This window comes from Pontibacter sp. H249 (assembly GCF_037892465.1).
Classification (GTDB): domain Bacteria; phylum Bacteroidota; class Bacteroidia; order Cytophagales; family Hymenobacteraceae; genus Pontibacter.
The window spans coordinates 89,205-101,615 of sequence record NZ_JBBKTR010000019.1 but is presented as its reverse complement, the minus strand read 5'-3'; the positions used below and the strand labels follow the sequence as shown (position 1 = coordinate 101,615).

At 49.0% G+C, this 12,411-nt stretch carries 15 protein-coding genes; all 15 read left to right on the top strand.

The genetic code is table 11. From position 1 onward, the window contains the following. The first annotated feature begins 210 nt into the window (after positions 1-210). The 15 genes from WG943_RS18990 to WG943_RS18920 all read left to right on the top strand — a co-directional run bounded on the left by WG943_RS18990 (position 211) and on the right by WG943_RS18920 (position 12,375). Positions 211-1,788, top strand: a complete 1,578-nt coding sequence (locus tag WG943_RS18990; RefSeq protein ID WP_140455371.1) for a relaxase/mobilization nuclease domain-containing protein — start codon at positions 211-213, stop codon at positions 1,786-1,788. Positions 1,789-1,808: 20 nt separating this feature from the next. After that, positions 1,809-2,438 (top strand): ParA family protein, encoded by a 630-nt coding sequence (locus tag WG943_RS18985; protein ID WP_340411397.1) that lies wholly within the window; start codon positions 1,809-1,811, stop codon positions 2,436-2,438. Positions 2,439-2,510: 72 nt separating this feature from the next. After that, positions 2,511-3,005: a hypothetical protein gene (locus WG943_RS18980; protein WP_340411396.1), complete on the top strand. Its 495-nt coding sequence runs from the start codon at positions 2,511-2,513 to the stop codon at positions 3,003-3,005. A 154-nt stretch (positions 3,006-3,159) separates the two neighbouring features. Continuing rightward, entirely contained in the window at positions 3,160-3,570 is a 411-nt protein-coding gene (locus WG943_RS18975) for a hypothetical protein (protein WP_340411395.1), read from the top strand. A 42-nt stretch (positions 3,571-3,612) separates the two neighbouring features. Continuing rightward, on the top strand, positions 3,613-3,888 hold the full coding sequence (locus WG943_RS18970) for a DUF4134 domain-containing protein (RefSeq protein ID WP_106219179.1): 276 nt from the start codon (positions 3,613-3,615) through the stop codon (positions 3,886-3,888). 3 nt (positions 3,889-3,891) lie between these two features. Then, positions 3,892-4,194, top strand: coding sequence for a DUF4133 domain-containing protein (locus WG943_RS18965; protein ID WP_340411394.1), 303 nt, complete (start codon positions 3,892-3,894; stop codon positions 4,192-4,194). A gap of 48 nt (positions 4,195-4,242) precedes the next feature. After that, on the top strand, positions 4,243-6,687 hold the full coding sequence (locus WG943_RS18960) for a TraG family conjugative transposon ATPase (protein WP_340411392.1): 2,445 nt from the start codon (positions 4,243-4,245) through the stop codon (positions 6,685-6,687). Beyond that, a complete protein-coding gene (locus tag WG943_RS18955) occupies positions 6,662-7,333 on the top strand; it encodes a hypothetical protein (protein WP_007661346.1) in 672 nt (223 codons plus the stop codon). Before WG943_RS18960 ends, WG943_RS18955 begins: the two co-directional genes overlap by 26 nt. Positions 7,334-7,348: 15 nt before the next feature. Continuing rightward, entirely contained in the window at positions 7,349-7,972 is a 624-nt protein-coding gene (locus tag WG943_RS18950; protein ID WP_340411386.1) for a hypothetical protein, read from the top strand. 4 nt (positions 7,973-7,976) lie between these two features. Beyond that, positions 7,977-8,972: a plasmid transfer protein gene (locus tag WG943_RS18945; RefSeq protein WP_340411385.1), complete on the top strand. Its 996-nt coding sequence runs from the start codon at positions 7,977-7,979 to the stop codon at positions 8,970-8,972. A gap of 17 nt (positions 8,973-8,989) precedes the next feature. After that, complete coding sequence (gene traK, locus WG943_RS18940; protein ID WP_340411383.1) at positions 8,990-9,598, top strand: conjugative transposon protein TraK; 609 nt, start codon at positions 8,990-8,992, stop codon at positions 9,596-9,598. After that, positions 9,576-9,962 (top strand): hypothetical protein, encoded by a 387-nt coding sequence (locus WG943_RS18935; RefSeq protein ID WP_340411381.1) that lies wholly within the window; start codon positions 9,576-9,578, stop codon positions 9,960-9,962. The genes traK and WG943_RS18935 overlap by 23 nt, the downstream gene beginning before the upstream one ends. Continuing rightward, positions 9,949-11,130 (top strand): conjugative transposon protein TraM, encoded by a 1,182-nt coding sequence (gene traM, locus WG943_RS18930; protein WP_340411380.1) that lies wholly within the window; start codon positions 9,949-9,951, stop codon positions 11,128-11,130. Before WG943_RS18935 ends, traM begins: the two co-directional genes overlap by 14 nt. 1 nt (position 11,131) lies before the next feature. Next, positions 11,132-11,920: a conjugative transposon protein TraN gene (traN, locus tag WG943_RS18925; RefSeq protein WP_340411379.1), complete on the top strand. Its 789-nt coding sequence runs from the start codon at positions 11,132-11,134 to the stop codon at positions 11,918-11,920. Continuing rightward, a complete protein-coding gene (locus WG943_RS18920) occupies positions 11,917-12,375 on the top strand; it encodes a hypothetical protein (protein WP_340411378.1) in 459 nt (152 codons plus the stop codon). Before traN ends, WG943_RS18920 begins: the two co-directional genes overlap by 4 nt. The last annotated feature ends 36 nt before the right edge of the window (positions 12,376-12,411 follow it).

Here is a 12,411-nt window from a genome sequence, read left to right as displayed (position 1 = left end):
AAGTAAGATTTAATAAGTAAGATTTAATAAGTAAGATTTAATAAGTAAGATTTAATAAGTCTTAACTGTTAAATATTAAGCTTTATGTTATAAATAAAAAATAATAACTATTAACTAAAATGTAATAGTTTAAAATTGTTAAATAATATATAGTAGCTTTTATGCAAAAGTTATTATTTGTTATATTTTTGAAGCGTTAATGAGTGGGCTATGATCGTGAAAATCCTTTCTGCCGCTGCCGGGTTCAATGGCGTTGTTTACAATGAAGAGAAAAGAGCACAGGGTGCAGCTCAGCTGCTCAAGGCTGAGAACTTCGGTTTCTTGAACCTGGCTGCGGGAAGCCTGAAGCAGGAGGATTACATCAGGTACATGACGTTGGTGGCAAACACAAACGAGTCAGTGCTAAAGTCCCAGTTCCATGCCATTATTTCCTGTAAGGGAAGGGAGAAGAGTGCGGAGGAACTCCTGGAAATCGCGGAGGAATACCTCCAGCGCATGGGGTACCATGACAACCCCTACCTTATCTACTTTCATTCAGATACTGCGCACAACCATGTACACATGGTGTCTACCAGGGTAAGCAAAGAGGGGAAGAAGGTAAACGACAAGTATGAAAACGTAAGGTCTCAGAAAGTGATGCAGGAGATTCTGATGCAGGATGTGGCATACGAGGTAAAAGCATACTTGACTAAAACGCTGGCATATGGATTTTCCTCTGAAGCTCAGTTTAAGTTACTGCTCGAAAGGGAAGGCGTGAAGGTCACGGAGAAGGAGGGGCAGTACCAGTTCATTAAGTACGGTTCAATGGTGCATGCCTTTGCAAGGAAAGAAGTTGCTGACAGGATAGCAAAGTATAAAGCACCAAATGCGCGTGTAGGGCAGCTGAAAGCCATATTCCGCAAGTATAAACGAGGCCTAACGGTGGAGCAGTTCTCCGGGCTATTAAAGGAAAAGTTCGGGATAGAGCTGGTGGTGCACCAGGCAAAGGGGAAGAGCACTCCCTATGGCTACACGATTCTCGACCATGCCAGCAAACAGGTGCTGAAGGGTTCCCAGGTGATGAAGCTCGATGAGCTGCTTTCTGGTGTTAACAGAGAAGATAAAATACAGGCTGGACGGGAGCTTATAGCCAAGCTTTCTGCAGACAGGGGGCTGTGCTACACCGGCTTCAAGAGACAGCTGGAGGCAACTGGGCTCCTGATCAACAAAAAGGGAGAGATCCGCATCAAGGGAGATGAAGAAGGCAGCATCCCTGTTCTGATGCTTGATAAGGCCCGTGTCAGGGAGCTGCTTTACCAGGAAAGGCTGCAGGAGGCACGGCAGTACACCGTGGCGAGCGATAAGGATATAAAGCTGCTTTCCAGGCTGTTTTTTGTAAAGCAGTCGGATCTGTCGGTTGCGAAGGCTTCTGACCCTCTGGAGAAGGAGGTGGTGGCCGCCAAGCTGCACAGCGGCCTTGCCAGCGGCAGGCCGCTGCAGGAAATCCTGGACAGTTGCGGCTGGAGCATCGCTCATTCAGACGGAAAGCACTTCCTGGTTGATCATCAGCAGAAACAGGTATATGCCTGGGTAGATCTGACAAAAGAGAGGCCTGAATTTCATGCTGTGAAGGTTGTTGAGCTCGATAAGGGTAGTGATCGGGCGAGAGAGGAAAGGCTGCAGGACGCATGGACCCAGTCTTCCGGGGCCATCGGTCAACTGGCAGCTTCTATGCTTTACCTTATGGAGTCGAACCTCGGACCTGATCAGGGAGAGAATAGGAAGAGAAAGAATCAACGAAAACGATAATATACATAGACGATTAATACATGAAAATTGTAGTAGCAAACCAAAAAGGAGGGGTAGGCAAGTCCACCACCTGTATACTGCTGGCTAACTATCTGGCCTTGGAGAAAAAGGACAATGTAATCATCCTGGATATGGACTTTCAGGACTCCATCTACTCCAGATGGGAGAAGGAGAAGGAGCTGTATGCCAATGACCCACTGTACGAGGTTATCAAGATGGAGGTAGAGGAGTACCCGAAATACAAGGTGCATATTGACAGTCTGCAAGGGGGGCATGTTATTATGGACATGCCTGGCAGGCTGGACACGAACGAGCTTATTGCTGTATACCAGGATGCTGAAGTAATCGTCTGTCCGTTTTCCTATGAAAAAATGACTTTTGAGTCCACCATGTTCTTTGTTCAGGTGGCCAAGCATGTTAACGCGCAGGTAAGGATCGTGTTCCTGCCAAACCGCCTGAAGTCCTCCGTGAACTATGAATTGAAAGCTGCCGTGGATGAGCAGCTGGCGCAATTCGGCACTGTGGCTCCGGCACTGCCAGACCGGGTAGGATTTCAACGCATAGATACCGTATCGATCTCTTCGGATATCCGAGGGGTGCTCGACAAGTCTTTTGGGTATATATATAATGAGTATTTAGAGACAGTATAGAAGATTCTTTAAATAAAATTTATATTAATATTCAATAATTGAAACATTTTAATTAAATAACGTATAATATTCATGGCTACAGCAGGTAACAAGGAGTTTGACATCAAGAGCTTTAAGCAAAGCATAGGACAGGCTCCTCAGCAGAAAAACGCAGAAGAGAAAGCTGTTCAACCAGTTCCTGAGGAAAAAGAAGAGATGGCGCCCGCAGTTTCAAAATCGGGCAAAAAAGGTGAAAAGCCTAAGGCTTCTTCTACCGCTACAGCAGGCAAAAAGCAGGAGGCGCCTTCCTCGAAAAAGACAGCTGCAAAGGCTTCGGGTAAAGCAGCGTCAGGTTTGAGCTTTGAACAACTGCTTGCTGAGCTCGATAGTGCGAAGGATGAGTTTACCTTTACCTCCAAAACAGTTTATGTGGACGTGCATATACACGAAGTGCTAGACCTGCTGAAGAAAAAAGGAGGGATCAAAATCAATGTGCTGGCAAGCTACCTGTTTGCCAAATTCATTGAAGAGCATAAAGAGGAGATCCAAAGGCTCCGTGATAGAACGGATAACAAGTTCTTGAACTAAGCTGAATCTATAACATTAGGTAAAAAAGTATATAAATAAATAATCTAATCTTAAAATATACGTATAAGTATAAAACCGTTTTTCATATCGATTATATATTTAAAGTAGGAATGTCTAGTTTGTAAATTGATGTTTTAACTTAAATTATATAGCTATGTCTTGGGGCGTTTTCTTTGCTACGGTAGCAGTACTCTATGTGCTTTATTATGCAGGTAACCTGTTGTTTGACCTGTACCTTCGAAATGCAAAAGGCGTAGCCGCAGATATGGTGGCGCAGTACAGTGTTTCAGATTTAGTAGACACTACAGAGGCACCCCAAGACATTGTGGACGAGGATTACCTGGAGGAAGAATTCGAGGAGGATTATGAGGATTACGAGCAGGAGGAGCAACCCTTGGGTAGTGGTCTCCAAGAATATCCTGTTACAGCCGACGGGCATGCCTTTGCGCACCAGACGGCCTCTGAGAATAGTGTCGCCATGCCCGTGATAGGGCAGGGGATACCCCTAGAGGAGTTCCTTCAGAACGCCAGGCGACTTTCAAACGCAATACCTTTTTCTTCATAAATTTTTAACTCAATGACAGAGATTATGAAAAAGTTACTTGCTATGCTCGTATTGGTAGTCCTCGCTGTCCCATCTTCCTTTGCTCAAGGGGCCGGAGGCATTGATGCCGGAGCCTCTGAACTCCAAACTTACATTGACCCTGTAGGCAACCTAATCCTGGTCATCGGAGCTATTGTTGGCCTGATTGGGGGAGTTAGGGTGTACATCAAGTGGAACTCCGGAGACCAGGACACACAAAAGGCTGTCATGGGATGGATGGGGTCCTGCGTATTCCTGATGGTGGTGGGGGTAGTGATCAAAGCCTTCTTCGGCTTATAAGCCGTGGCTCCCGAAGATAACAGAGGATTTAATGTCTACAAGGGGCTGCAAAAACCCCTTGTATTTAAATCCTTCAAAGGTAGATATATCTACTGGGGTCTGGCCTCCGTTCTAACTGGCTTCTTTGCGGCAGTTGTTATATCTGTTTCGCTCAACTTCTTTTCAGGTCTGGTAGCCTTGGTGATCGTGACTTTCGGCGGTATGGGGTTTACGGCTATGCAGCAGAAGAAAGGGTTGCATCATAAAACGAAGTCCAAAGGGGTATACATCATGCCCGCACAATGGAGGCGTTCTGCACGAAGATAGGAGCCTGGCCCTGGCAGCACAACTTTAACGTCATCACTTTTCTCAGCCATGAAAAAGCAGCGGTTTGGTCTGCCATACATTGGCATAGACCGTCATGCCCATGATATTCTATATCATGAGCGCGGAGATTATTCGGTTATCATCAAAGTACAAAATCCTGCCCTGCAGTACTGCGCAGACGTGGAGGCTTACCATCTCTTCCACCAGACCTTTGCCAACATCGTCAAGATTCTAGGCGCAGGCTACACCCTTCAGAAAACGGACATACTAGCCAGGAAGTGCTATGTGCCGAAGCAAACGGATGACCTCCTGAGTCAGAAATTTCAGGAGACATTTGCAGGAAGAGAGTATCTGGACGTCTCTACATATCTGACTATAACAAGGGATGTGCGGCGCTCCAGCTTCTTTACCTATGACGAGAAAGACTTCAAAGCATTCCAGCGGAACGTTGCCAAAGTGCTGGACATACTGGAGAGCAGGTCTTTCAAGCCCTATGCTCTGAAAGAGATAGAGGTGAAGAAGTTTATTTCACGCATGCTTGCCTTCAACTTTTCCGATGAGGTTTATGCGCTCAATAACCTTCTTGCCTCAGATGAAGGCCTGCAAGTCGGTGACAGCGTTATCCGATGTATCTCGCTTGTGGACATAGATGAGATCAACTTTCCGTCCAACCTTAAGCCAAACACAGCGCTTCACATAGGGTACAGCCTCCCGGTAGACCTGATGCATTTTCTGCACCAGGTGCCAGGTTGTGACTGCCTGGTGTACAACCAGGTGATCCAAATCCCTGATCAGCGCCATGAATTGGTCAGGCTGCAGGCCAAAAGAAAAAAACACCTCTCCATGCCTGACCCGGCCAATGATCTGAGTGTGCAGGATATTGACCAGGTGATGGCCGATATCGCCAAGGATAACCAGCTGCTCGTGTACGGACACTACAGCGTGCTGCTTTCAGCCAGAGAAAAGGAGATAGACCGTGCCGCTAACTATCTGGAAAGCGCTTTGTTTTCCATTGGCATTATTCCCTCCCGAAACGCATATAACCAACTTGAGCTATTCCGGTGTGCCTTGCCCGGCAATTGTTCGGAGCTTAAAGTATATGATAAGTTTTTGACTACTTCAGACGCGGCCTTATGTCTGCTTTTTAAAGAACGGTTGCTGCAAAGTGAGTCATCCAGCTTTCAGGTATACTTCACGGACCGGCAGGGGATACCTATCACGATTGACACAAGTGATGCGCCTATCTTCTCAGGCCGGATGAATAACCGTAACAAGTTCGTGTTGGGACCTTCGGGAGCGGGGAAGTCATTTTTCATGAACCACCTGATCCGGCAGTATGCCCTGCAGCACACAGATGTTATTCTGGTGGATACCGGACACAGTTACTCCGGCCTGTGTGCCTACTACAAGGGCCGCTACATTACCTACTCCGAAGAGCAGCCGATCACCATGAACCCCTTCCGGATCTCTGCTGCCGAATTCAACGAGGAGAAGCGGGAGTTTCTCAAGTCATTGGTGGGCCTGCTCTGGAAAGGTGCCGAGGGCACTGTCAGCCAAATCGAGGACAGCGTCCTCTCCTCCGTTATCACTTCCTATTACCAGCACTACTTTGAAAACGGCTTGGAGAGCAGCTACCTTTCCTTCCAGTCCTTCTATGACTTCTCCATCAGAAAGATCGACGAGATCACGCAAAAAGAGTCTATTAGCTTTGACCTGACCAGTTACCGCTTTATCCTCAAGAAGTTCTGCAAAGGGGAGGCGTATGGACAGATCCTGAACAACGAGCTGGATACCACCCTGTTTGATGAGCCCTTTATTGTTTTCGAAATAGATGCCATCAAGGAGCATAAGGTACTTTTCCCGATCACCACCCTGATCATCATGGATGTGTTCCTTCAGAAGATGCGCCACAAGAAGAACCGTAAGGCGCTCATCATTGAGGAGGCCTGGAAGGCCATTGCCTCTCCGCTGATGGCCGGCTATATCCTCTACGTCTATAAAACGGTCCGCAAATTCTGGGGGGAGGCCGTGGTTGTGACACAGGAGCTGGATGATATCATCGGCAATGTTGTGGTTAAGAACTCTATCATCAACAACTCCGACACGATCTGCCTGTTGGACCAGACCAAGTTCAAGGACAATTTCGATGAGATCGCCGCGCTGCTCTCTATCAATGAGGTGGAGCGCAAGAAGATATTTACCATCAACAGCCTCGACAACAAAGAGGGGCGGGGCCGCTTCAAGGAAGTCTACATCAAGCGCGGGGCCACCGGTGAGGTGTACGGCGTGGAGGTATCGCTGGAAGAGTACCTGACCTTCACCACCGAGCGCCAGGAAAAAGAAGCCATGCAAGTGTATCTGAGCAAGTATGGGGATTTCAGGGAGGCCCTGGAAAGGTTTGTCGCAGACTTCAGGGCCTCGGGGCTCAAGCTAAATGAATTTGTTCAACTGATTTTGCAACGCAGCTATGAAAAAGTACCTCTACACGCTTAGCTTCATGAGCCTGGTAACAGGTCATGTACTAGCTCAACAGGTTGTTTTTGACCCAGCGGTCGTCTCCACACTTGTTGTGAACCACACGGCCCAGCAGGCAGCCTTAAACGACATCAAGGAAAACGAAGGAAAGATTGCGGCCCTGCAGACTACCATTAGCCTGAAGATGACGCAGATCAAAGAGCTGGAGGAAAAGATGTACAACTCCCTTAAATCCGTGCAATCCATTATCGGGCAGAGTAAAAACATTATTTACGCCTCCCAAATTGCCGCAGACATAGGCCGCTACCAAAACCAAATGATGGAACTGGCGCGCGGTGATAACGAGCTGCTCCTGATCGCTGCCAAGACAGAGCTGGAGCTGCTCAACCGTACATCCGATCTGTTTACCTATATCTACCAGGTCGCTGTCATCGGCACGGATGTGAACCTGATGAACAATGCCGACAGGCTCACCCTTATCCGCCACGTGGTGGACGAGCTGCGGGTGATGCGGGGCCTGGCCTATTCCATTACCCGCAAGATGCGTGTGGCCAAGTACGCGGGGCTTTTGAAGACCATGAACCCGATGGGACTTGCCTACCCTGACAACAGCCAGGCGATCATCCGCTCCCTGATGGATGAGTACAAGGCAATCAAGAAGTAAATTATCTCTATGGCTATGAATTCAATATTTGTACCCACTTTATGCCTGGCCCTGCTTCCTATACTCTTCACAGATGCCCTGGGGCAGGGCGTGCAGCCAGTTAACAGTAAAAACACAAGGTACCAGCTGGAGCGGGAAGTTGTTACCCGTTGGGGAAAATTCAACCCGAAATGGTATTTTATTCTGTTTCATAACAAGTACAGGAAAGGGCCTGACAGGCGGAACATGCTGCAGCTTGCCCCTACCATGGCTTTGCTGAACCAGAACAGGGTGAAGGCAGAGGCACAGGAGGAAGCAGTAAGCCAGGTATATGAGCAGGAGATGTTCAAGTTTGCCGACAGGTCCCTGAATAAAGGATACCACCTGTTGTATAAAAAGAAGATCGATGAACTCAACACTGCCCTATTGGGGATGAATGCAGAGGCGGTGCAGGCCGGGGTGCAGGCAGATTATATTTTGGCCATCCATGCCGAGCGGGACAGAATTAACGCCGACATCGGGATCCTCCTGGACGCTTACCTGGACGATGCCAAAAAAGGGGAGCAGCTGCGGGTATACATCGGGGAGCTTACGGCCTTGAGGAATGATTTCAGGCGGCTCATCTCTCTCTTTAAAACGAGTCAGGACTTAACCGACTGATGCCATGCGTGAATTGATCGATAAAGCCATATTTGACCTGTTCGACGGGCTCTTTCTCAATATACAGGATTTGGTGAGTGTTTTTCTGTATGATGCACAGGCCCTTTGCGCCATCTGCATGCTGCTGTACTTCGGCCTGGAGGCTTACAAAATGATGGCCGGGGATGAAACGCTTCGCATCATGCCTTTGCTGCGCCCTTTCGCCCTGACACTGGTGATTGTTTTCTGGCCAGGGTTTATCGACGCGGTGAACCTGCCGCTGCAGCTAGTCAATGATCAGGCAAAAGGCATGTACGGCGCACAGGTAGACCAGGTGGAGGATTTGCACCGGGAACGCCTCGCGCTGGTGGACAGTGTGGCCAGAAAGCTCTCTGAGAGCAGCGCCGAGTTTGAGCGGATTGAGAGTGAGGCCAGTGACGCGAGCTGGTACGAAACGATGGGGATTGACCTGCAACCCCTGTTTAACAAAATGAAAGGCTATTACCTGATGCTGATGGCCAAGCTGCACTTTACGGCGATGATGGTGGTGGAGTGGATGGTGATCAGCATCTTTCAGGTATGCTCCTACATTATCTATTTCCTGCAGATCATCTTTGCCGGCATTCTGGTGATCCTGGGCCCCTTCTCCTTTGCCCTTAGCGTGCTGCCGGGCTTTCGAGACTCCTACCTGACCTGGATTGCCCGCTATGTCTCCGTGGGGCTGTACTCGGGACTGGGCTATATCGTTATGTCCATCTCCTTTGTGCTGGTCAAGTATGGGTTGATGAAGGAAATAGATATCCTGAAGGCAGTACTGGGCAACGAAGAGATGTTCATTGCCTACGTTTCCTTCCCCTCTGGCGGCATCAGTTTCTACATCGTCTCCTTGATTGTGGGAGGATTGGCCATGCTGACCATTCCTATTATTTCCACCTGGATCGTGCACACCACGGGTGTGGGTAATGCCATTGGTACAATGGCAGGGGGAGCTGCGAAGGCGGCCGGAGGAATTCTAAAATAAACCTTAAAGCGCTTGCTATGATACACAACCTCGAAAAGAAAATGAAGCTGGCATTTGCCGTGAGTATCGGCAGCTTTATATCCTCCATCATTATAGTAGGTACGGTTTGCGCCTTTGCCTTTCGTTATGCCGAGGAGCAGCGGAAGAAGATCTATGTGATCGACCACTCGGTGCCGCTCTTGGTGGAGCAGACCGAGCTGGGGGTAAACCGGACAGTAGAGTACAAGTCGCACGTGAACATGTTTCACCTGCTCTTCTTCACACTACCTCCAGATGACGCCTACATCAAGAATAACATCTCCAAGGCTATGTACCTGGTGGATGAGTCCGGTCTGGCACAATACAACAACCTGAAGGAGAAGGGCTATTACAACCAGATCCTGGCTAGTTCTGCGGTTTTGACGATCAAAACCGATAGCGTTAAAGTGGACGAAAACAGGCACTTTACCTACTACGCCACACAGCGCATTGAGCGGGAGACCTCTGTGATGAAAAGACTTCTTGTCACAGAGGGGGATTTGGAGGAAGTGCCGCGCACAGAGAACAACCCCCATGGACTTTTGATAAAGAACTGGAAAACGGTCATGAACAAGGACTTGGAGTATGTCGAAAAGAAATCCTTTTAGCGGTAACATAAAGCAAAGGGTTTCATACCTCAAGGAAAGTGTCAGGGACTACTGTGCCTCGAATCCTAAAGCAGTGTTGCTGGCCATGCTGGTTTCACTGTCTGTGGCTGTCATGGGGCTATTAGTCGACCGGCACCTGCACCAGGGAAACTATGCGGTGTCGGCTGGCAAGCTGTACAGGCAACTTGATACTTCTGGCGACAAGATGACTATAGGCAGGTCGACTACCGCAGATATGCTGGAGCTGATAAAGCTCTACAACACGGCCAGGCAGCTGAATCCTGACAGCCTGCGTGCCCAAGACAGTGTTTTTCTCAAAGATATTGATCAGCGTTTAAACCGAATCATCCATGAAGAGAATTAACTTTCGGCATCCCAGGTATGCCATCCCGCTCATCATACTCCCTTTCCTTGTCCTGCTTAATTACCTGTGGCTGGACATGACACCGGCGGCCACCGCCGCACAAGCGAAAGTGGAACTCACCGAGACAACAGCCCTTAATACCTCCCTTCCGGATGCTAGCCTCAGAAAGCGGGAAATGAAGGATAAGTTCTCGGCTTTTCGGGACGAGTTTAAGTATAGGACCGACTACTCGGCCATGCAGGAAATCGGGGAGGACAGGGTAGATCCCAGGGACATTGCCTATGGCAGCGTGTACACGGAGCAGGAGCGGCGGATGCTCGACAGTCTCAATAACCGTATCCTATCGGATCAGCAGCCGGAGGGGTTTTTGGAGCGGGTAAGCCAGCGGCAGCGCCTCAGCTCAGAGCGCCATGCATCGGCTACTGCCTCTGTGCCTGGACGGTCAACCCGACCTATGCGAAAAGTTGAATCGGCATATGAAGAGGAGATGCGGCTGTTCCGGGAGCAGATGATGTTTATTGACAGCCTGAGCAGGGCAGGAGAGGAACCTGTGCCTTCTCGTAGGGGGCCACAGCCGCTGAAAGCCCATACACCGGCTTCCGAGAAGCAAGAGCCGACACCGTTACCCGTGACCAAAAGCAGAAATACGAATAAAGCCTTTTTCAATACCATTACAGCCGACAGTGAGGAGCAGTTTATCAGAGCTATTCTGGACGAAGGGTTGAAGGTGATGCAAGGCGGCAGGATCAGGATTCGCTTGCTGGATGACATCTATGTGCGGGATTACGAAATAAAGAAAGGCAGCTACCTCTACGGCACGGTCTCCGGTTTCAGTGCCCAACGAATTGAGATAGCCATCCGCTCTATACTCTACGGCAACCAAATCATCCCGGTAGACCTGAGTGTCTACGACAACGACGGCTTGGCTGGTCTGTATGTCCCGGATTCGCAGTTCCGGGACTTTACAAAAGAGCTTGCCGGGAATGTGAGCAGTGGTCAGTCATTTACTTTTGAGGATTCACCTGACAATAGCAGTCAAATGCTTTATTCTATGCTGGAAAGGGTTTCTCAGACCACCACCCGCGCCGCAGGCAAAGCCATCCGGAAGAACAAAGCTAAGTTGAAGTACAACACCATTGTTTATTTGATAGATAACAAAGCCCTGTAATATGAAAAAGCTATTCCTTCTATATGTGTTGTTTGTCCTGCTGTTTTCAGCCTCGGCACAGGATTCCCTTCAGGTAGTGCACGTGCATGAAAGCATCTCCACGCATATTGTGAGCCCTGAGCCGATACAGTATGTAGATATCTCCACAGATGATGTAGCCGGGGACATACCTGTCGCCAACATCCTTCGGGTCAAACCCAAGCACGGTGGCGCAAAACCGGGTGTTATCACCATCGTTGGGGAACGCTTCCTTGTGCAGTATAAGCTAGCCTATAGCCGAGCGGATCAGGCAGACACGGAGGTGCGTATAGACCCTACCCAGGTGGATGATTACCTGAACCCAGCTGTGGCCATGAGCCGGGAGGACATGGCACGGTTTGCGCTACTGACTCTCCAGCGAAAATCCCGGTTCAACAGTGTGACTACGAAAGGGCAGGGGATGCGGGCAAGGCTGAACAACATCTATACTGTCGGAGACTATTTCTTTATTGATCTCTCCCTTAGAAATGACACTAACATTCCCTATACGGTCGATCAAATACGGTTTAAGATTGAGGATAAAAGGGTCGTGAAGGCCACTAACTTTCAGCAGGTGGAGCTACAGCCCAGTTTCCAGCTTTATGACACGGGTCACTTCAAGCGCCAGTACCGGAACGTGTTTGTGTTCAGGAAGTTTACTTTCCCGGAGGAAAAGGTGTTCAATATTGAAGTGGCCGAGGAGCAGATTTCTGGACGCACCATCTCCCTTAAAATTGACTATTCCGATATCCTTCATGCAGACACCTTATGAGAAAGTCGTTACTCCTTTCCTTACTGCTCTTAGTTGTGCTGCCGTGCCGAGCGCAAGAGGGCTACACCCACCTGAACCTGGCAGGCGGCTGGATGTACAAGGATGCCTTAACTGCTAACCTTGCCCTGGAGTTCAGCAAACGCCACTATAATTCCTATGAGATCTTCGGTGATGCCTATAAGAGCAACGTGGACGACAGCAAAAACTGGTTAGTGGGGGTTGCTTACAAATCCATGCTTACCCGTTCCAGAAACACGTTTCTCAAGCTGCGCCTGGGAGCAGGCATTGGCTCTAACACCGAGCACTTCATAGGAGCCCTACAGGCAGGCCTGGAGCTGGGCTATGTGCTGCCGGGAAATTTGGTGCTGATGCTCCAACAGAAAAACGAGGGTGTACTCCGGGTAAACCACAACTTCAGAGCTGGTTTGCTGGCGGGCATCAAAATTCCATTGTGAGCAGGATTTGGCTAGTCGACAGAAATTTCCACAGGA